This is a genomic window from Nesterenkonia rhizosphaerae (assembly GCF_039544555.1).
Lineage (GTDB): Bacteria > Actinomycetota > Actinomycetes > Actinomycetales > Micrococcaceae > Nesterenkonia > Nesterenkonia rhizosphaerae.
Genome location: NZ_BAABLW010000007.1, coordinates 1332565 through 1352893 on the forward strand (window position 1 = coordinate 1332565; position 20329 = coordinate 1352893).

The 20329-nt window shown below is 63.7% G+C and carries 18 protein-coding genes; 17 read left to right on the forward strand and 1 reads right to left on the reverse strand.

Features of this window, described 5'->3' with window-relative positions:
- Positions 1–86: 86 nt before the first annotated feature.
- Positions 87–1433: a histidine--tRNA ligase gene (gene hisS / locus ABEA23_RS11985; RefSeq protein WP_345478241.1), complete on the reverse strand. Its 1347-nt coding sequence runs from the start codon at positions 1431–1433 to the stop codon at positions 87–89.
- A 110-nt stretch (positions 1434–1543) separates the two neighbouring features.
- Between hisS and ABEA23_RS11990 the strand changes: the two genes are divergently transcribed.
- The 17 genes from ABEA23_RS11990 (at position 1544) to gmk (ending at position 20278) form a co-directional block, all read left to right on the forward strand.
- Complete coding sequence (locus tag ABEA23_RS11990; RefSeq protein WP_345478242.1) at positions 1544–2827, forward strand: DUF349 domain-containing protein; 1284 nt, start codon at positions 1544–1546, stop codon at positions 2825–2827.
- 95 nt (positions 2828–2922) lie between these two features.
- Positions 2923–4971, forward strand: coding sequence for an endolytic transglycosylase MltG (locus ABEA23_RS11995; RefSeq protein ID WP_345478243.1), 2049 nt, complete (start codon positions 2923–2925; stop codon positions 4969–4971).
- Positions 4968–5921 (forward strand): shikimate dehydrogenase family protein, encoded by a 954-nt coding sequence (locus ABEA23_RS12000; RefSeq protein WP_345478244.1) that lies wholly within the window; start codon positions 4968–4970, stop codon positions 5919–5921. Before ABEA23_RS11995 ends, ABEA23_RS12000 begins: the two co-directional genes overlap by 4 nt.
- Positions 5922–5931: 10 nt before the next feature.
- Entirely contained in the window at positions 5932–7176 is a 1245-nt protein-coding gene (gene aroC / locus ABEA23_RS12005) for a chorismate synthase (RefSeq protein WP_345478245.1), read from the forward strand.
- 6 nt (positions 7177–7182) lie between these two features.
- Positions 7183–7830: a shikimate kinase gene (locus ABEA23_RS12010; protein ID WP_260072369.1), complete on the forward strand. Its 648-nt coding sequence runs from the start codon at positions 7183–7185 to the stop codon at positions 7828–7830.
- Positions 7827–9002 (forward strand): 3-dehydroquinate synthase, encoded by a 1176-nt coding sequence (aroB, locus tag ABEA23_RS12015; protein ID WP_345478246.1) that lies wholly within the window; start codon positions 7827–7829, stop codon positions 9000–9002. The genes ABEA23_RS12010 and aroB overlap by 4 nt, the downstream gene beginning before the upstream one ends.
- A gap of 62 nt (positions 9003–9064) precedes the next feature.
- Positions 9065–9628 carry an elongation factor P gene (gene efp / locus ABEA23_RS12020; protein ID WP_044492729.1) on the forward strand — a complete coding sequence of 188 codons (564 nt, stop codon included), beginning with the start codon at positions 9065–9067 and terminating at the stop codon, positions 9626–9628.
- A 4-nt stretch (positions 9629–9632) separates the two neighbouring features.
- A complete protein-coding gene (gene nusB / locus ABEA23_RS12025) occupies positions 9633–10064 on the forward strand; it encodes a transcription antitermination factor NusB (protein ID WP_044492728.1) in 432 nt (143 codons plus the stop codon).
- Positions 10065–10283: 219 nt separating this feature from the next.
- Positions 10284–10871: a bifunctional pyr operon transcriptional regulator/uracil phosphoribosyltransferase PyrR gene (gene pyrR, locus ABEA23_RS12030; RefSeq protein ID WP_345478247.1), complete on the forward strand. Its 588-nt coding sequence runs from the start codon at positions 10284–10286 to the stop codon at positions 10869–10871.
- 2 nt (positions 10872–10873) lie between these two features.
- A complete protein-coding gene (locus ABEA23_RS12035) occupies positions 10874–11851 on the forward strand; it encodes an aspartate carbamoyltransferase catalytic subunit (protein ID WP_345478673.1) in 978 nt (325 codons plus the stop codon).
- The gene (locus tag ABEA23_RS12040) at positions 11848–13218 is read left to right on the forward strand and encodes a dihydroorotase (protein WP_345478248.1); all 1371 of its coding nucleotides are present in this window, start codon (positions 11848–11850) and stop codon (positions 13216–13218) included. The genes ABEA23_RS12035 and ABEA23_RS12040 overlap by 4 nt, the downstream gene beginning before the upstream one ends.
- Complete coding sequence (locus tag ABEA23_RS12045) at positions 13215–13802, forward strand: PH-like domain-containing protein (protein WP_345478249.1); 588 nt, start codon at positions 13215–13217, stop codon at positions 13800–13802. The genes ABEA23_RS12040 and ABEA23_RS12045 overlap by 4 nt, the downstream gene beginning before the upstream one ends.
- Positions 13802–15076 (forward strand): glutamine-hydrolyzing carbamoyl-phosphate synthase small subunit, encoded by a 1275-nt coding sequence (gene carA, locus ABEA23_RS12050; protein WP_425577216.1) that lies wholly within the window; start codon positions 13802–13804, stop codon positions 15074–15076. The genes ABEA23_RS12045 and carA overlap by 1 nt, the downstream gene beginning before the upstream one ends.
- Positions 15069–18392: a carbamoyl-phosphate synthase large subunit gene (gene carB / locus ABEA23_RS12055; RefSeq protein WP_345478251.1), complete on the forward strand. Its 3324-nt coding sequence runs from the start codon at positions 15069–15071 to the stop codon at positions 18390–18392. Before carA ends, carB begins: the two co-directional genes overlap by 8 nt.
- A 14-nt stretch (positions 18393–18406) precedes the next feature.
- Positions 18407–19279, forward strand: coding sequence for an orotidine-5'-phosphate decarboxylase (pyrF, locus tag ABEA23_RS12060; RefSeq protein ID WP_345478252.1), 873 nt, complete (start codon positions 18407–18409; stop codon positions 19277–19279).
- A gap of 100 nt (positions 19280–19379) precedes the next feature.
- Complete coding sequence (mihF, locus tag ABEA23_RS12065) at positions 19380–19700, forward strand: integration host factor, actinobacterial type (protein WP_345478253.1); 321 nt, start codon at positions 19380–19382, stop codon at positions 19698–19700.
- Positions 19700–20278 (forward strand): guanylate kinase, encoded by a 579-nt coding sequence (gene gmk / locus ABEA23_RS12070; RefSeq protein ID WP_345478254.1) that lies wholly within the window; start codon positions 19700–19702, stop codon positions 20276–20278. Before mihF ends, gmk begins: the two co-directional genes overlap by 1 nt.
- Positions 20279–20329 lie beyond the last annotated feature (51 nt).

Below are 20329 nucleotides of genomic sequence, written 5' to 3' on the forward strand. Positions count from 1 at the left end.
AGGTGTGAAGGCCGCGGCCGCTGCAAACGGCCGAGAGCGTGGCGGGTTTTCGCCGCCCGCGGGACAAACTCTAGTGCTGAAGCTGTTCAGACAGCGTCAGTGTTACCGATGATTCTAGGTGCCAGATCCTCCGGCGCTGGAGTCCAGGCCACCGGATCGGCATCGACCTGCTCGCCGGTGCGGATGTCCTTGACCTGATGGCGGCCCTCGTCGTCAGTGAACCAAACAAAGGGAATGCCGCGCCGGTCGGCGTATTTGATCTGCTTGCCGAACTTCTCGGCGCTGAAGGCAACTTCGGCACTGATCCCCCGCGCCCGCAGCTGGTCAGCCACGTCTTCAGCGGCGCTCCAGTCGGCGTCGCTGCGCAGAGTGACATAGACAGCCGCAGGCACAGACCGTGAAGCGCTCAATGCTCCAGAACCGATCAGGGCCGACACCAGACGGGTCACGCCAATAGAAAGCCCGACGCCGGGGTAGGTCTTCTTGCCCTTAGTTGCCAGGGACTCATAGCGTCCGCCAGAGCAGATGGAGCCCAGGCTTTCATGACCGAAGAGCACCGTCTCATAGACGGTGCCGGTGTAGTAGTCCAGACCGCGGGCAATGGACAGGTCGGCCACCGCGCGCCCCGGAACACGCTCGTTCAGAGCCGAGATCACCTCTGTGAGCTCAGCAAGACCCTCTTCCATAAGCTCAGTTGGCGCCTCAGCGGGTACAAGGGCTCGGACTTTGTCCGCGAAGCTGACATCCTCAGTGCGGATCTGCGCCAGGGCCAGGGCCGCCGCTGACTGTTCAGCAGTGGCCCCCAGGGTCTCAGCAAGCTCCTGCTTCACCCGGTCAGCACCGATCTTCTCCAGCTTGTCCACTATGCGCAGCACTGCTGGCGCGTCCTGGAGCCCCAGCGCGGTGTAGAAGCCCTGGGAGAGTTTTCGGTTGTTGATCCGCAGCTGGAAGTCACCGATCTTCAGTGCCTCAAGTGCCCGTGCGATCACGACGGCCAACTCCACATCGGCGCGGAAAGGCAGGGCGCCGTCGCCGACGATGTCCACATCGGCTTGGGTGAACTCGCGAAAGCGTCCGGCCTGCGGTCGTTCCCCGCGCCAGACCTTCTGGATCTGGTAGCGCCGGAAGGGGAAAGCCAAGTATCCGGCGTTCTCCACCACGTACCGGGCAAAGGGAACGGTCAGGTCAAAGTGCAGGGCCAGCTTCGACTCTTTGGCGGCGTCGTCGGCGTGAATGCGCGAGACTGCGTACACCTCTTTATCAACTTCGCCCTTGCCCAGCAGGGTCTCCATGGTCTCGACGGCCCGGGACTCGATGGAGGCGAAACCATGGGATTCGAAGACCTGGCGCAGCGTATCCAGCACATGCAGCTCCACAAGACGCTCCTCGGGAAGAAGCTCAAGATAGCCGGAGAGCGAGGCTGAACGTGCCATAAGTGCAGGACTCCTGTGGTGGGGATTGGATCGGCGGGTTCGGGGCGAAAATGTGCGCAGCCCAAACCTGACCATCATAGCCGGTGGCTGTGAAGCGGTACCCTGGTGCCATGAGCCCTGCAGTGAAGCCCACCTATCACCAGACCTCTCTGGAAGAAGCCCGCCAGCTGGCCCGAGTGGATGCCGAAGGACATGTCTACCTCACGCCCGCCGAGGGGGAGGAGACCTATATCGGCCAGTTTTCCACCGGCGGTGGCGAAGATGAGGCCCTGCAGTACTTCACCCGGAAGTTCGATGAGCTCTACAACCGGGCCCTGTTGCTGGGCGCCCGGGTGGCCACTCAGGCGGACTCGTCCTCCGCGCTGCGCGGCAGTCTCAAGTCTTTGGAGAAGGAACTCGACGGCGGCACCTGGCTTGGTGACGTCAACGGTCTGAAAACCCTGCTGGGCGAGATCAGCGCTGGCATTGACGAGATCGCCGGACTCGAGAAGAAGCAGAACGACGAGGCCGTGGCTGCGAAGCTTCAGGTGCGGGAGAACATTGTGGCTGAGGCTGAAAAGCTCGCCGCTGCCGACCCGGAGAGCCAGCACTGGAAGAGTGCACAGGCACGTATGGAGGAACTCTTCCAGACCTGGAAGACCGAGCAGCGCACCCCGCCCCGGCTGAGCAAATCACAGGAAGACCCGCTGTGGAAGCGATTCCGAGAGGCGCGCAGCACCTTCGAGCGCCACCGCAAGGCCTTCTTCGTGCGCCGCGATAAGGAAGCAGCCGAGATCAAGAAGGCGAAAGAAGCACTGATCGCTGAAGCCGAGTCCCTGCAGAATTCCACCGACTACGGTGCTACCACCAAGGCCTACCACCGGCTGATGGACAGTTGGAAGGCGCTCGGGCGCGGACCCCGGAAGACTGAGGACGCGCAGTGGACACGTTTCCGCGCCGCTCAGGATGTGTTCTTCAACGCCCGTGACGAGGCCAATAAGCAGATCGACGCCGAATACGCCAACAACCTGGTGGCGAAGGAAGAGATTCTTCAAAAACTGCGCGATCTGATGCCGTTCACCAAGCCCCAGGCCATCAAAGAACAGTACTTCAAGCTGCTCGATGAATGGGATGCCGCAGGACGCGTGCCGCGCAACGATGTCAAGCGCATGGAACGGGCTATCACTGAGATCCAGGACGCGTTCCGGGAGGCGGAGGGTGCCCAGTGGAAGCGGGCCGACCCGGTGAAGAATGAGCGCCAGAACGATATGGTCACTCAGCTCGAAGAGACTATCGCCCAGTTGGAACAGGATCTTGAGCAGGCGCGTGCCGCAGGTGATGCCACCGCGCAAAAGGAAGCAGAAGATGCACTGGCGGCTCGACAGAGCTGGCTGGAGATGCTGAAGTCCTCCTGAAGATAACGAATGCATTACACTGGCGAAAGCTGTGGATGGGCCCTGCGCTCACCTGCACCTGCACTTGCCGTCGATATGTCCTGTGAGGAATCTGCGTGAGCGATGAACAGACCCCCGAGGCGGGTTCTCGGCGTCGTCGCCGCGAGATTCGCGAGGCCCGCGAGCGCGAGCGCGCCGCCGCGCGCGAACGTGAATCCGCGGTCCGTCGACTGAGTAGCGCCTCGACGGCCGCAGATTCTCCGCCGCTGTTCGACCAAGAAGCACAGCGCAAAGCGGCAAATCTGGACAACGCAGCGCAGGGCCTCCCAACCGGACCGGTGGCTTCAGATCCCAAGCAGACCAGCGGGCAAGAGCCCGACCCTCGCAGGACAAGCCGCAACGGCCCAGCACAGAACAGCGCAGCCCAAAACCGCGCAGCCCAGAACAGCACAGCACAGAACAGCGCAGCCCAGAGCAGTGCAGCGCAGGGCGCCGCAGCAAAGACGCCCGGTATGCCGGCAGTTTCCCGCCGCGCAGCAGCAACACCTCCTGGCCAGCAGGACACTCCAAAGGCCTCAGCAAAGAGCAAGCCTTCATTCCTCTCCCGACGCACTCAGCACCAGACTTCGCAGCAGAAGTCGGCCGCGTCTGAGGGCACAGTCCCCACTCCCGCGCCTATTCCGTCAGACTCACCGGCGCCACGTGCCTCCAACAGTCCTTCTACCCCTTTTGAACAGGTCGTAGCAGGCAGCCCCATCTCGCCCGAGCCATCAGACACAGAGTTTGGGCATGATGACGGTGCGGAGTACTACAGCGAGCACCATGGGCAGGGCGCCTTCGATCCTTTCGGTGACTACAGCGAATGGGACGAGGACTATGAGGGAGAAATCGAACATGACGAGCATGGGCACCCCGTCCTCGTGGGGGCTTCCGGCTTCGGCCGTGGCTACCAGACTGTGACCCCAGTGGATGGCCGGGTGAGCCTCAGCGTGCTGAAGCAGCGCCAGGCCAAGCGGCGTCGTCGAAACATCACACTGACCTTCGCACTGGCGGGCTTCGCCGTGATGGTCATCGGCGTCGTCGTCATTATCAACTCCCTGCTGGGACGCGGTGGGCCGCAGGATTACGAGGCTGCCAGCGGAGAGACCATCACCTTCGTCATTAATGAAGGCGAAGGTTTCGAGTCCGTGCGGAACCGGTTGGTGGATGAAGAGATCATCGCCAGCGCGGATTCCTTCAACACCGCGCTTGCCGATATGGAGGGCGAACCGGCGATCCACCCGCGCGAGTACCAGCTGCGCGAGCAGATGCCCGCGGCTGATGCTGTGAACATCCTCTTCGGAGAGGGCGAAGTGGACTTCTATACATCGGTCACGCCGGGCGCACGTATTCAGGATGCCCTGCGTGAAGTCGCCGAAGGCGAGAACAGTCAGATCCCCTTCAGCTATCAGGAACTTGAAGCTGCGGCGCAGGATCCCCAGCAGTACGGCCTGCCGGAAGAAGCACGCACGCTCGAGGGCTTCCTCGGAGCCGGTGAGTACAGACTCACTCCGGAACAGGCTGAATCTCCGGAAACTGTTCTGCAGGCCCTAGTGGACCGCACCTTCAATTTGCTCGAAGAAGCCGGTGTGGAAGATCCAGACGAGCAGTATGAAACCATCATCGTGGCGTCGTTGCTGACTGCCGAGGCTAATAACACCATCAGCCCCGAGCGTTCACAGGAAGAGCGCATGGACGACTACCGGACTATGGCCGGCGCCATCCATAACCGCATCGAGAATCCGGAGCATGAAGGCACCGAGGGACACCTGCAGATTGATGCGGCGGTCAACTACGGACTCAACCGCACCGGCGATGTTCACTTCTCAGACGAAGAGCGCCGTGATGAGTCGAATGAGTACAACACCTTCGCCCATCCGGGACTGCCCCCGGGGCCGATCGCGGCGCCTATCCACGACACCATAAGAGCTGCGGCAAATCCGAACCTGGACACCAACGCCTATTTCTGGGTGACCGTCAACCTCGAGACGGGGGAGACCCGCTTCAACGAGTGGTATGACGAGCACCTCGCAGATGTCGCGGAGTTCAACCAGTACTGTGCTGATAACCCGGGAGTCTGCAGTCCCGCGGAGGTTGAGTCCGCTGAGGAGGAACTCTCCGAATGAGCGGCGCTACCGCGGTGCCGGCCGCTGCGGGAAAGCTGCGGGCTGCAGTTCTCGGCTCACCCATCAGCCACTCGAAATCCCCGCAGCTGCACGGTGCTGCCTACCGGCACCTGGGGTTGGACGTTGACTACACCCGAGTCCAGGTGGATGAGTCCACCCTGGGAGAGTTTCTCCAGGAAGCTGGTACAGGGCCGGACTGGCTCGGCTGGTCTGTGACGATGCCGCTGAAATCGGCCATGGTAGGACACATGACCACAGTCTCGGACCGCGTTCGAACCCTCGGCGTGCTGAACACCGTGGTGCATCGCACCGGCGAGGATGGCGCGAGGCGCCTGCACGGAGAGAACACTGATGTTGATGGGATCATCAAGGCTTTCGCCGAGGTCTCTGCCGGCGCGGACGAGCCGAATCCAACACCGCCAGCTACGGAGCGGATCTTCGGCCTCATAGGAGCCGGCGGCACTGCTGCTGCAGCATTGGCAGCCGCAGCGGAAATGGGCTTCGGCTCCGCGGTAGTGTATGCCCGCTCTCCCGAGCGGGCGGCTTCCTTGGAGCCAGTCGCTGACGCTCTTGGCCTGGTCTTGCTGCTGCGCCCCCTGGAGCTGTTCCATCAAGACTTGAGCAAGGGATTGGTACCGCAGGCACTGGTCAGCACCTTGCCGCCGCGTGCCGCCGATCAGCTCGGAGCTGATCTTCCCACCCTGCCAGCTGGCACGGCGCTGCTGGACGTGGCTTATGATCCCTGGCCTTCGGCGCTGGCCACTGGCTGGGAGCGTTCCGGCGGCGTCGTCGTCAGTGGCCTAGCGATGCTGCTGCATCAGGCGGTGCACCAGGTGGAGCTCTTCACTGCGGACACAGCGCATCCGGCTGGGCCGCTGAGCGAGAGTTCACACGCTCAGATGGTGGACAGCATGCGGGCCGCGCTCGGTGGCGGTGCTGCGCTCAACTAGGATGGAATCCATGTTGCGCTGGCTGACTTCCGGAGAATCACACGGCAAATCCCTCGTGGGCATCATCGAGGGCCTTCCCGCCGGGGTGGAGCTGACCACTGAGGATATTCAGGAACGCCTTGCCCGGCGGCGGCTGGGCTACGGTCGTGGCGCTCGCATGAAGTTCGAACAAGATCAGGTGCAGATTCTCGGCGGTGTGCGCCACGGACTCACCATGGGTGGGCCGGTCGCTATCGAGGTGGCCAACACCGAATGGCCCAAATGGGACAAGGTGATGTCCGCCGACCCGGTGGATCCCACCGAACTTGAGGGGTTGGCACGCAACGCTCCGCTGACTCGACCCCGTCCCGGGCACGCCGATTACACCGGGATGCAGAAGTACGGTTTCAGCGAAGCACGTCCGGTCTTGGAGCGGGCCTCAGCGCGAGAGACCGCCACCCGGGTAGCCCTGGGTACTGCGGCGCAGAAACTGCTGGCGGGGCTGGGCATCAGCACCGTATCCCACACCACCGCAGTGGGCACAGTAGGTGTCCCCGAGGATGCGGCACTGCCCAGTGCAGTTGATGTTGATGCCCTGGACGCTGACCCGTTGCGCTGCTTCCACCCGGAGACCTCACAAGCGATGGTCGCTGAGGTGGACGCTGCACACAAGGCAGGGGAGACCCTCGGCGGAGTTGTTGAAGTGGTGGTTGAGGGGCTGCCTCCTGGGTTGGGCAGCTACGTGCATTGGGACCGTCGCCTGGATGCACGCCTGGCTGGCGCGCTCATGGGCATTCAGGCCATCAAAGGCGTTGAAGTCGGCGATGGTTTCCGCACTGCCGCCCGCCGCGGCTCGCAGGCCCATGATGAGATTGAGCGCGACGCCGGGGGCCGCGTGATCCGAAGCACCAACCGGGCCGGCGGCATTGAGGGCGGGATGAGCATCGGCGGCACTGTGCGGGTACGCGCGGCGATGAAACCGATCGCCACCGTCCCACGCGCCCTGCGAACAGTGGATACCGCTACCGGCGAGCCGACCACTGCCCACCATCAGCGCAGTGATGTCTGCGCAGTTCCCGCTGCCGGTGTGGTGGCTGAGGCCATGGTGGCTTTGGTGATCGCCGAGGCTGTGATCGAGAAATTCGGCGGCGACAGTCTCGCTGAGCTGCAGCGGAACCTGTCCACCTACCTGGAGAACCTGCCGGTGCTGGGCGGGGACCCGTCATTGGCCGGAAGTGATGGCGATCCGCTCCAGCCTCCGGCTGCCATGGGATGAGCGGCTATGCCCAGCGGACTTGAACCGCGTGGGAATGAACCGCGCGGCACTGACATCCGGGGTGGTGAGCACCGCAATATTGTGCTGATCGGCCCCATGGGATCCGGGAAATCTACTGTGGGGGCAGCCCTTGCTCGCCGGTTGGAACGCCCGCATGTGGACACCGATCACTTCTTCGTAGCCCGCAATGGACCGATCCCGGAGTACTTCGCCGTCCACGGCCAGCAGGCCTTCCGGGCGGAAGAGGAGAAGATCGTGGCGGAGCTGCTGGATGCACCGCGGCCTTCTGTCATCAGCCTGGGCGGCGGGTCTATTCTGAGCCCGCGTACCCGCGAACTCCTGAAACGACATTTCACCGTCATGCTCGATATCACCGCTGATCAAGCGGCCGCACGGATCGGTGATGCCAGTACCCGCCCTATGCTCGCTGGAGACCCAGTGGGCATCTGGACACGTATCTACGCCGAACGCGAGCCGCTCTACCGTCAATGCGCAAACGTGGTGATCAGCGCCGAAGAGGCGACTATTGACGCGCGAGTCGGTACCATCGTCGAAGCCCTGCACAGCGCCTCATCGGCGCCAGCTGCGTTATCTACCGATGCAAACACCCCTGAAGCTTCGTCCATACATAAGGAGCAGAGCGAGCGCTCATGACAGATTTTCCCGACACCACCGAGACTTTCCCCGAGCAGGAGACAACCCAGACTGAACCGACCATCATCACCGTGGGGGAGGGAGCTGGCACTGGAGGTCAGGAGCTGGGTTACGACGTCGTGATCGGTAACGGTCTGCTGGCTCGCCTGCCCCAGCTGATCGGTCACCAGGCCGAACGGGTGCTCGTCATCCATCCGCGTGCGCTGCGGGCCACCGGAGACGTGGTGCGCGAGGACCTGGAGAAGGCCGGCTATCAGGCCATGGTGGCTGAAATCCCCGACGCAGAAGAAGGCAAGCACATTCAAGTGGCAGCCTTCTGCTGGCAGGTTCTGGGACAGAACGACTTCACCCGCAGCGACGCCGTAGTCTCAGTGGGTGGCGGCGCAGTCTCTGATCTGGCCGGTTTTGTGGCCTCCACGTGGCTGCGCGGTGTGCGCGTAGTGCATATGCCCACCACCCTGTTGGGCATGGTGGACGCCGCTGTGGGCGGGAAGACCGGAATCAACACCGCCGAGGGCAAGAATTTGGTGGGAGCCTTCCACCAACCTGCCGGGGTGCTTGCGGATCTGGATACGCTGATCTCGCTGCCGCGCAACGAGCTGGTGGCCGGCCTGGCTGAGGTGGTCAAATGCGGTTTCATCGCCGATGAGCGCATTCTGGAGATTATCGAATCTTCCCCGGAGCAGGCGCAGAACCCGCATTCCGAGCAGCTGCGCGAACTCATCATCCGTGCCATCCAGGTCAAGGTTGATGTGGTCAGCAAAGATGCCTACGAGTCCGGTGTTCGCGAGCACATCAACTACGGTCACACGCTGGGTCACGCCATTGAGCTGGCCGAGCGCTACCAGTGGCGCCACGGCGCTGCGATCTCCGTGGGTATGGTCTTCGCTGCAGAGCTGGCCCGCAGCCTGGGGCGCATCGATGACGATCTGGTGGACCGGCACCGCAATATCCTCACCTCCCTCGGGCTGCCGATCACCTACCGGGATGATCGATGGAACCAGCTGCTGGAAGGCATCCGGCGAGATAAGAAGAACCGTGGGGACACTCTGCGTTTCGTTCTGCTCAACGGTCAGGGCCAGCCTGCCACCGTGGAGATCCCGGACGCATCGATCCTCTTCGCCGCCTATCAGGAGATCGGGGAAGCAGCCAGCCCGACCATCTCGCTGTAACCCTGTAGGATAGAGCGCTGGTATCCGGTTCACCACTTTCGACGCAAAGGTAAAACCTCTCCGTGGCAACTTCAAATGACATCAAGAACGGCTCTGTCCTCAAACTCGAGGGCCAGCTTTGGAACACTCTGGAGTTCCAGCATGTGAAGCCCGGCAAGGGCGGAGCCTTCGTGCGCACCAAGCTGAAGAACGTGCTCTCCGGCAAAGTGGTCGATAAGACCTTCAACGCTGGTGCCAAAGTGGAGTTCGCTGTGGTGGACCGCTCTGACTACCAGTACCTCTACCAGGACGGCGATGACTTCGTCTTCATGGATCTGCGCGACTATGACCAGATCACCGTCCCGGCCGCCGTCGTCGGCAACGCCGCGAACTTCATGCTGGAGTCCCAGCAGGTGACCATCGCCATGCACGAGGGCACCCCGCTGTACCTGGATATGCCGCCCTCAGTCATCCTGGAGATCACCTACACCGAGCCGGGTCTGCAGGGCGACCGCTCCAACGCAGGCACTAAGCCCGCCACCCTGGAGACCGGCCACGAGATCCAGGTTCCGCTCTTCGTGGACCAGGGCACCAAGGTGAAGGTCGATACCCGCACCTCCGATTACCTCGGCCGGGTCTCCGAGTAATCCCTTGGCAGCACGCAGCAAAGCCCGGCGCCGGGCACTGGAGATTCTCTTCGAGGCAGAGCAGCGCGAGCTCAGCCCCGCCGAGGTCCTGGCCTCACGCGCCCGCACCACCGACCAGGTGCTTAACGAGTACGTGCCGGTCCTCGTCAACGGTGTTGTCGAGCATCGCGAGACCATCGACGAACTGCTGAGCACCTACGCCCGCGGCTGGACCATTGAGCGGATGCCTCGCGTGGACCTGCAGGCACTGCGCATCGGCGCCTGGGAGATCCTGCATAACCCGGATATCCCCGACGGCGTGGCCGTGGCTGAAGCAGTGGCGTTGACCCGCGAGCTCTCCACAGAGGAGTCCCCACGTTTCGTCAACGGAGTGCTGGGTCGGATCCAGAAGCTAAAGCCAACACTGACCGAGGTGACAGAGGATGACGAGGCATAGCGCTCTGTCGACCTTCGGGGCACCGCGAGGGCCTCTGACATAAATCTCAAGAAACTGCCGGAACTCCAGCCCCGTGACGCTGGAGTTCCGGCAGTTTCTGCGTTCTACGGCGATTGAGCCACCGTCACAGCCGTTATCGGGCCTGGCGGTGTGCGGTAGAGTGAACAGGACAATACAGCTCCTTTAAGGATCGTCCCGTGAGGCGAGGAAGGAGTCGATATGGTGAACACCACACCTGAGACCTCACAGGTGATGAGTGCTGCAGATATTGAGCGCGCTCTGACCCGCATTGCCCATGAGATCGTCGAGACCCATCGCGGTGTCGAGGACCTCGTCATTCTTGGAATCCCGCGCCGTGGAGTACCGCTGGCCAAGCGCCTGGGCGAGAAGCTGGCGCGCATTGATTCCGCTTTTGATCCCGCCGCTGCGCTGGGCGCCCTGGACATCACTATGTATCGGGATGACCTGCGCGCTCACTCTGCTCGCACTCCTGAGCCCACTGAAGTTCCCGCCCGCGGGGTCGACGGCGCCACGGTGGTTCTAGTCGATGACGTGCTCTACTCCGGGCGCACCGTGCGGGCAGCCCTGGATGCGCTCTCCGGCATCGGCCGCCCCGAAGCAGTCCGGTTGGCGGTGCTGGTGGACCGTGGTCACCGTCAGCTGCCCATTCGGGCCGACCATGTGGGCAAGAACATCCCCACCTCGCGCGATGAACGAGTCTCCGTACGGCTGCACGGAATCGACGAGGTACCCGCCGAGGATGAGTCTGTGATCATCACCCGCGGCCCCGCTGGAGGCACCGCATGAGCCTGAAACACCTGCTCTCCACCGCAGACCTCAGCTACGCCGACGCGCTGGCCATTCTGGACACCGCGGAAGAGATGGACGCCGTCTCCCAGCGTGAGGTCAAGAAACTCCCGACGCTGCGGGGACGCACTGTGGTCAATCTCTTCTATGAGGACTCCACCCGCACCCGGGTCTCCTTTGAAGCGGCAGCCAAGCGGCTCTCGGCCGATGTGGTCAACTTCTCGGCCAAGGGGTCATCAGTCTCCAAAGGCGAGTCGCTGAAGGACACGGTGCAGACCCTGGGCGCCATGGGGGCCGATGCCATCGTTATCCGGCACAGTGCCTCCGGTGCCGCGGCGCAGCTTGCCGCCTCAGACTGGACCGAAGCAGCGGTGGTCAACGCCGGCGACGGCACCCACGAACACCCCACTCAGGCACTTCTGGACGCTCTCACCCTGCGCCGTGGCTGGAGTGCAGCTCACGGCAGCAGCCCCCGGGGTGCAGACCTGACCGGCATGAAGGTGCTCATCGTGGGGGACATCCTGCATTCCCGAGTAGCCCGGTCCAATATCTGGCTGCTGAACACCCTCGGCGCACAGGTGAGCCTTGTCGCTCCCGCCACTCTGCTGCCAGTGGGTATCGACTCCTGGCCGGTGACCGTCTACTACAGCCTGGATGAGGCGCTGGCCGCAGCACCGGATGCGGTCATGATGCTGCGCATTCAGGCCGAGCGCATGGGCGGGGCGTATTTCCCCAACAGTGCTGAATACACCCGCCGTTGGGGGCTGACCGATGAGCGTCTCGCCGTCGTTGAGCAGCTGCGGCTGGGCAACACCGACTCCCAGGTGCTCATCCTGCACCCTGGTCCGATGAACCGCGGGGTGGAGATCTCTGCCGCCGCCGCTGATTCGGCGCTCTCTCGTATCACCGAGCAGGTCTCCCACGGAGTATCCGTACGCATGGCGGTCCTGCACCTACTGCTGACTGGAGCTAAAGCATGACCTCCTACCTGATCACCGATGCTAAGCCCTACGGTGAGGACGCCACTGACCTGCTGCTCCGCGACGGGATGATTCTCGCCGTGGGGGCAGAGGCGGTGCAGCGCAGTGCCGAGGAGACTGATCTGACCACGCTCGACGGCGAGGGCCTCATCGTCCTGCCCGGAATGGTGGATCTGCACACCCACCTGCGCGAACCCGGGCGCGAGGACGCTGAGACCGTGGAGACCGGCACCCGGGCGGCTGCCCTGGGCGGTTTCACTGCGGTCCACGCCATGGCCAACTCTTCGCCGGTGGCAGATACCGCCGGCGTCGTCGAGCAGGTGCACCGACTGGGTCTGCAGGCCGGCTGGAGCGAGGTCTACCCGGTAGGAGCGGTCACCGTTGGCCTCAAGGGCGAGAAACTGGCTGAACTGGGCGCCATGGCTGAATCCTCCGCGCAAGTCCGGATGTTCTCCGATGACGGTCACTGCGTGGCAGACCCGCAGCTGATGCGCCGCGCCCTGGAGTATGTGAAGTCCATCGACGGTTTCGTCGCCCAGCACGCCCAGGATCCCAGCCTCACGGCATGGGGCACCGCCAATGCCGCGCAGATGAACGAAGGCGAAGTCTCCGCAGTGCTGGGCCTGCCCGGCTGGCCCGCTGTGGCAGAGGAGGCGATCATCGCCCGCGATGTGCTGTTGGCCCAGCATGTGGGGGCCCGCCTGCATATCTGCCATGTCTCCACCGCTGGAAGCGTGGAGATCATCCGCTGGGCCAAGGAACGCGGCATCAGCGTCACCGCCGAGGTGACACCGCACCACCTGCTGCTCACCGACGAGCTGGTGCGCAGCTATGACCCGGTGTACAAGGTCAATCCGCCGCTGCGTACCCAGAAAGACGTCGAGGCGCTGCGCGCGGGTCTGGCTGACGGCACTATTGATGTCATCGGCACCGACCACGCTCCGCACCCCACCCAGGACAAAGAATGCGAATGGGTGCAGGCGGCCATGGGAATGACCGGCCTGGAGACTGCGCTCTCCGTGGTCCAGCACGCCATGGTGGACACCGGCCTGATCGGCTGGCGGCGCTTTGCCGAAGTGACCTCGCAGCGCCCAGCGCAGATTTATGGTCATGCCCACCAGGGCCGTCCGATCGCCGCCGGTGAGCCCGCCAACCTGATTCTGGTGGATCCGGCAGCGGTGCGAGAAGTCCGCCCTGATGCCCATGCCAGCAAGGGACGCAACTCTCCCTTCCGCGGTCTCCAGCTGCCAGGACAAGTGCGCGCCACGTTCTTGTCCGGACACCCCGTTGTGCTCGACGGCGCCCTGGCCACCCCGATTTCTTCCCAGGCTGGACTACCCGGCAGAACAGGAGACAGCCGCCCATGAACGGCACCCTCATCACTGGTATCGCTGAGGCCACCACCCGCCCGGATATGACAGGCACCTACCTGAACTATCTGTGGATCTCCTTAGCCGTCGTCGTCGTCTTCTGCGCGCTGATCTGGCTGGGCTGGCGCAACCGCAAGCGCCGCCAGCAGCAGATTCCTGCACCGGCCGAGATTCCGGCCACGCTGCTGGAAGCCGAACCGGAAGCGGCCGCCGAGGGCATGATCATCGGTACCGTGAAAGCCGGGGATTACCTCGACCGGGTGGCAGTCCACCAGCTGGGACTGCGGACTCACGGCCGCATCGAACTGCATACCGAGGCGACAACCCCTGGGGTGGCGATCTTCCGCGCCGGAGCCGGCAACGTCTTCATCCCTGCGGCGGATCTGACGACCGCGCGCACCGGTCGCGGCATGGTGGGCAAGTTCGTCGAACGCGACGGAGTCATTCTGCTGGGCTGGACCCTGGGTGAGGCCGCCGTGGAAACAGGATTCAGACCGCGCCGCGCCGAAGAAGGACGGGCACTGCTGCAGGCTCTGCAGGCCACCGGGATTAGCACTGTCGAAGGAGAGACGACCGCATGATGACCAATGAAGCCCCCCGCACCGGGGCCGCCGCCACCGGTGCCCTGCTGGTCCTGGAAGACGGCAGCATCTACGAGGGCACCAGCTATGGCGCAGTAGGCATCACCCTGGGCGAGGCCGTGTTCTCCACCGCCATGACCGGTTACCAGGAGACGCTGACTGATCCGTCCTACGCCCGGCAGATTGTGGTGCAGACCGCTCCGCATATCGGCAATACCGGCATCAATGATGAGGACCCGGAGTCCCGCAAGATTTGGGTTGCCGGCTACGTGGTGCGCGATGCCGCCCGCCGACCCTCCAACTGGCGCTCAGCCCGCAGCCTCGATGACGAGCTCGCCGCGCAGGGGATTGTGGGCATCAAGGGCCTGGACACCCGAGCCATCACCCGCCGGCTGCGCGATAAGGGCGCGATGAAAGCGGGCATCTTCTCCGGCGAGGCCGCCAACCGCCCGCGCCCGGAACTGCTGGACGAGGTCATCAACCAGCCCGATATGCTCGGCGCCCGGCTGGCCGAGGAAGTCACCGCCACCGAGGCCTACGTCATCGAACCGGCTGATCACGGCTGGACTGCGGAGCCTATCGCCACCGTGGCCGCCATTGATCTGGGGATCAAGACGATGACCCCGGTGCGCATGGCCGAACGAGGTCTGCGCGTTCATGTGCTGCCAGCGACTACCACGTACGCGCAGATCGAAGAGCTCAACCCCGACGGCGTTTTCCTCTCCAACGGCCCGGGCGACCCGGCTACCGCCAGCACCCAGATCGGACTGCTGCGCGAGGTGCTGGAGGCGAAGAAGCCCTTCTTCGGCATCTGCTTCGGCAACCAAATCCTCGGGCGCGCCCTGGGCTTCGGCACGTATAAGCTGCCCTTCGGCCACCGCGGCATCAATCAGCCGGTCATCGATCACGCCACTGGCAAGGTGGAGATCACCAGCCAGAATCACGGCTTCGCCGTCGATGCACCCATCGGTGAGGTGGTGACCGCACCGCAGAGCCAGTTCGGCCGTGTGCAGGTCAGCCACTCCAGCCTCAACGACGGCGTGGTGGAGGGTCTGCGCTGCCTGGACATCCCTGCCTTCAGCGTCCAGTACCACCCCGAAGCTGCCGCTGGTCCCCATGACTCGGTATACCTCTTCGACCGTTTCGTAGAACTCATCCAGGCCCAGCGTGACGGTCAGACCGCCACCGGCGCCGACACCCTTCCGCCGGCCGACCGGCGCCCTTCAGCAGACTCACTCGCCCCCGCTACAGGAGGACACGACCAGAATGCCTAAGCGCACCGATCTCAACTCCGTGATGGTGATCGGCTCCGGCCCGATCGTCATCGGCCAGGCCGCAGAGTTCGACTACTCCGGCACCCAGGCACTGCGCGTGCTCAAAGAAGAGGGCATCCGGGTCATCCTGGTCAACTCCAATCCCGCCACCATCATGACGGACCCGGAGTTCGCAGACGCCACCTATGTGGAGCCGATCAGCCCCGAGGTGGTCGCCAAGATCATCGAAAAGGAACGCCCCGACGCGCTGCTTCCCACCCTTGGCGGGCAGACTGCGCTGAACACGGCTATCGCACTGGATAAGTCCGGAGTTCTCGAAAAGTACGACGTCGAGCTCATCGGGGCCAATATTGCCGCCATCGAGCTGGGTGAGGACCGGCAGAAGTTCAAGGGCGTGGTGGAGCGCTCCGGCGGCGAGTCCGCCCGCTCCGTCATCGTCCACTCCATGGAGGAGGCCTTCGCCGCTGCAGAGGAGCTGGGCTACCCGATGGTGGTCCGTCCCTCCTTCACCATGGGCGGCCTGGGCTCCGGCATGGCCTACAACGAGGATGACCTGCGCCGGATCGCCGGTGCTGGCCTGCAGTACTCGCCCACCACGGAGGTGCTCCTGGAGGAGTCCATCCTCGGTTGGAAGGAGTATGAGCTGGAGATGATGCGCGATGCCAATGACAACGTCGTCGTCGTCTGCTCCATTGAGAACTTCGACCCGGTGGGCGTGCACACCGGTGACTCGATCACCGTGGCTCCAGCCATGACCCTGACCGACCGTGAGTACCAGAAGCTGCGCGATATCGCGATCAACGTGATCCGTGAAGTCGGCGTGGACACTGGTGGCTGCAATATCCAGTTCGCGGTGGACCCCAAGACCGGCCGCGTGGTCGTCATCGAGATGAACCCCCGGGTTTCCCGCTCCTCGGCGCTGGCCTCCAAAGCCACCGGCTTCGCGATCGCCAAGATCGCCACCAAGCTGGCGGTCGGCTACACCCTGGATGAGATCCCCAATGACATCACCCAGAAGACCCCGGCCAGCTTCGAGCCCACCCTGGACTACGTGGTGGTGAAGGTCCCGCGCTTCGCCTTCGAGAAGTTCCCGGCAGCTGACCCCACACTGACCACCACTATGAAATCGGTGGGCGAGGCGATGGCGATCGGCCGCAACTTCACCGAGGCGCTGCAGAAGGCTCTGCGCTCCCTGGAACAGCGCGGCAGCGAATTCAGCTTCGCCGCTGTGACCGAAGACGAGCTGGAGCAGCTCAAACAGGGTATGGCCACAGCCACCACCGACCGGCTCTACCAGGTCCAGCGCGCATTGCTGGCCGGCGTCAGCCCGGAGGAAATCCACCAGATCACCGCCATCGACCCGTGGTTCCTGGACCAGCTGCAGCTGATCAATGAGACCGCCCAGGAGGTGACGCAGGCTAAAGAGCTCGACGTCGCCACCTTGCGCACTGCCAAGCGGCACGGTTTCTCCGATGTGCAGATCGGCCAGCTGCGCTCCATGGATCCGGCAGTGGTGCGGGGCCTGCGCCATGCACTGGGCATCCGTCCGGTGTACAAGACCGTGGACACCTGTGCGGCGGAGTTCCCCGCCTTCACCCCGTACCACTACTCCAGCTATGACCTCGAAGATGAGATCGCCGAGCACGAAAAGCCCTCGGTGATCATTCTGGGATCGGGCCCGAACCGGATCGGACAGGGAATCGAATTCGACTACTCCTGCGTGCACGCCACCATGGCGCTGCGTGAGGCCGGATACGAGACCGTCATGGTCAACTGCAACCCGGAAACCGTCTCCACTGACTATGACGTCTCGACCCGGCTCTACTTCGAGCCACTGACGCTGGAAGACGTTCTGGAGGTCATCGCCGCCGAGGAGCGCACCGGGGGAGTGGCCGGTGTCTTCGTGCAGTTGGGCGGGCAGACCCCGTTGAAGCTGGCCCAGCAGCTCGCTGATGCCGGAGTGCCGATTCTGGGTACCAGCCCGGAAGCCATCGACCTTGCTGAACACCGCGGAGCCTTTGATCAGGTGCTGAAAGCTGGGGGACTGATTGCGCCGAAGAACGGCACAGCAGTCAGCTTCGAGGACGCGAAGCGAGTGGCTGATTCCATCGGCTACCCGGTGCTGGTGCGCCCCAGCTACGTGCTGGGCGGACGCGGTATGGAGATCGTCTACGACGAGGCCGGCCTGGCTCGTTATATCGAGAACGCCACAGAAGTCACCCCCGAGCATCCGGTGCTGGTGGATCGGTTCCTGGAAGACGCCATTGAGGTCGACGTCGATGCCCTCTACGACGGCGAAGATCTCTACCTCGGCGGCATCATGGAACACATCGAGGAAGCCGGTATCCACTCCGGCGACTCCGCCTGTGTGCTGCCGCCTATCACCCTAGGCCCGGATGTGCTGGCCCGGGTCCGTGAGGCCACCGCCGCCATCGCCTCCGGTGTAGGGGTGCGGGGGCTGATCAATATCCAGTTCGCGGTGGCCTCCGATGTGCTGTACGTCATTGAGGCGAATCCCAGGGCCTCGCGCACCGTGCCGTTCGTCTCCAAGGCCACCGGCGTCCAGCTGGCCAAGGCCGCCGCGCTGATCGGCACCGGCGTCAGCATCGCTGAGCTTCGAGCAGGTTCCGGCCACACCCAGGCCGGACTCCTGCCAGCCACCGGAGACGGTTCGCTGCTTCCCCCGGGCGCCCCGGTGGCGGTGAAGGAGGCTGTGCTTCCCTTCGCCCGCTTCCGCACGCCCGAGGGCCGTGTAGTGGACTCCCTGCTGGGCCCCGAGATGCGCTCCACCGGTGAAGTCATGGGTATCGACAAGCACTTCGACACGGCTTTCGCCAAGTCACAGCTGGCCGCGAATAACCCGCTGCCCACCGCTGGGAAGGTTTTTGTCTCGGTGGCGAACCGGGATAAGCGCGCGGTGATCATGCCGGTCAAGCGTCTGGCGGACCTGGGCTTCTCTGTGGTCTCCACCGGCGGTACCGCCGATGTTCTGCGCCGCAATGGCGTGGCTTGTGAGCAGGTCAAGAAGATCGGTGAAACGCCCCAGGAGAAGGGCACCATCTTGGAGCTTGTTGAGGCCGGGGAGATCTCGCTAATCATCAACACTCCCTCCGGTGGTGATGCTCGCAGCGACGGGTATGAGATCCGCGCGGCAGCTACCAGCCTCGGCATTCCGGTGATCACCACTGTCGCTGAGTTCGGCGCTGCTGTTCAGGCGATCGAGGCTCTGGGGCAGTTTGAATGGTCGGTCTCGTCCCTGCAGGAGCATGCCGCCCGCCTCCACGAGGCAGGCCTCGCCGTAGCAGGCCAGAAGTGAGCGGGGCGTCGGCCGTGAGCGAGCCAGAACGCCCGTCCTTCGGCCGGCGCCTTCAGCAGGCCATCGCAGAGAAGGGTCAGCTGTGTGTGGGGATCGACCCGCACCCAGGAATGCTGACCAGTTGGGGACTCAGCGACGATGCCGCTGGTCTGCGGGAATTCGGCAGTCGGGTTATTGCGGCCTGTGCCGGCCGTGTCGCCGTAGTGAAACCGCAGGTGGCATTCTTTGAGGCCTATGGCCCGGCAGGTATGCAGGTGCTGGCCGAACTGACTGCCGAGGCTCGGGCGGCAGGGCTGCTGATCATTGCAGATGCCAAACGCGGTGACATCGGCTCCACTATGGCAGCCTACGCCCAGGCCTGGCTGAACCCGCAGAGCGAGTTTGCCGCTGATGCGCTCACCGTCAGTCCCTTCCTGGGCTTCGGGTCGCTGCAACCAGCGGTGGAGACCGCTCAGCGCTTCGGGGCCGGTCTCTTCGTCCTTGCACTGACCTCGAATCCAGAAGGCCAGCAGGTGCAGCTGGCTGGCGCGGGAGGTCAGACCGTGGCAGGCGACATCGTCGCTCAGACCGCGGCAGCTAACCAGGCACATGACCCGGATGCTCCGCTGGGCAGTATCGGCCTCGTCGTCGGCGCCACCACTGCACATCTCGCGCAGTCCCACGCTATTGACCTGGAGTTCAGCCGCCCGCCGCTGCTCGCGCCGGGATACGGGGCCCAGGGCGCTACAGCAGAGCAGATGCGGCGCAGCTTTGGTGGTGCTTGGGATCAGGTGCTGGTGAACTCATCCCGCGGTATTCTGCAGCGCGGCCCACACGTGGCCGAGCTCATCGCGGCTATTGAAGAATCCGTAGCTGACCTGGGGTTAAATACTGGGAAAAACCCCTGAACTCGCTTAATAGGCGTCACATCCTATTGCCCCTGACGAGAATTGCGGATAGATTCTGGCTCAGACATTGACCCGATCGGGCGCGGCAAGGAGAAGTACTGTGGCACTGCGAGAACTGACTCAGGAAGAACGCGATACTGCGCGTAAGAAGGCCCTGGCGGCTCGCACCGAACGCGCCGAGGTTAAACGCGACTTCGGAAATGGCCGTTTGAGCTTCGAGCAGGTCCTGGCACAGGCTGATTCCTCTGAGGCTGTGGCGCGGCTGAAGACTATCGAGCTGCTGGAAGCACTGCCCGGAGTAGGCCGTGTCACAGCCACCAAGATCCTGGAGGATCATGGTGTGTCCATCAACCGTCGTCTTGGCGGACTCGGCAGCAAGCAGCGAGGAGCTTTGGCCAAGCATCTGGCACAATTGGGCTGATGCCTGACCATATTCCCCCTGTCACCGTTCTGGCGGGACCCACCTCTGTGGGTAAATCAACGCTGAGCCGGTATATCCGCGCCACCTACCCGCAGGTCCATTTCTCCGTCTCTGCTACTACCCGGCCGCCGCGACCGGGAGAGATCGACGGCGAGGACTACCTCTTCATCGATGCTGACCGCTTTGACCAGCTCGTGGATGAAGATGCCTTCCTGGAGTGGGCCACTGTGCATAAGAAGCACCGCTACGGGACGCTGCGCTCCACCGTTGAAGAGGCACTTGCCGAAGGCAAGCGGGTGCTTCTGGAGATTGACCTCCAGGGCGCGCGTCAGGTTCGCAGCCGGATGCCGGAGGCACAGTTCGTGTTCCTGGCCCCGCCGAGCTGGGAGGATCTGGTCAAGCGGTTGATCGGACGCGGCACAGAGTCCGAGGAAGAACAGCAGCGTCGATTAGAAACCGCTAAGATAGAACTTGCTGCGGAGCCAGAATTCGACGTCACCATCATTAATGACGACGTCGACCGCGCCGCAGCTGAACTCGTCGCCCGAATGGGCTGTAACGACACTCCGGCGGCCTAAGCGCCCGCGGCCTCTGCGCATCATATGAGGCAGTCGGCTGACTGACCGGTA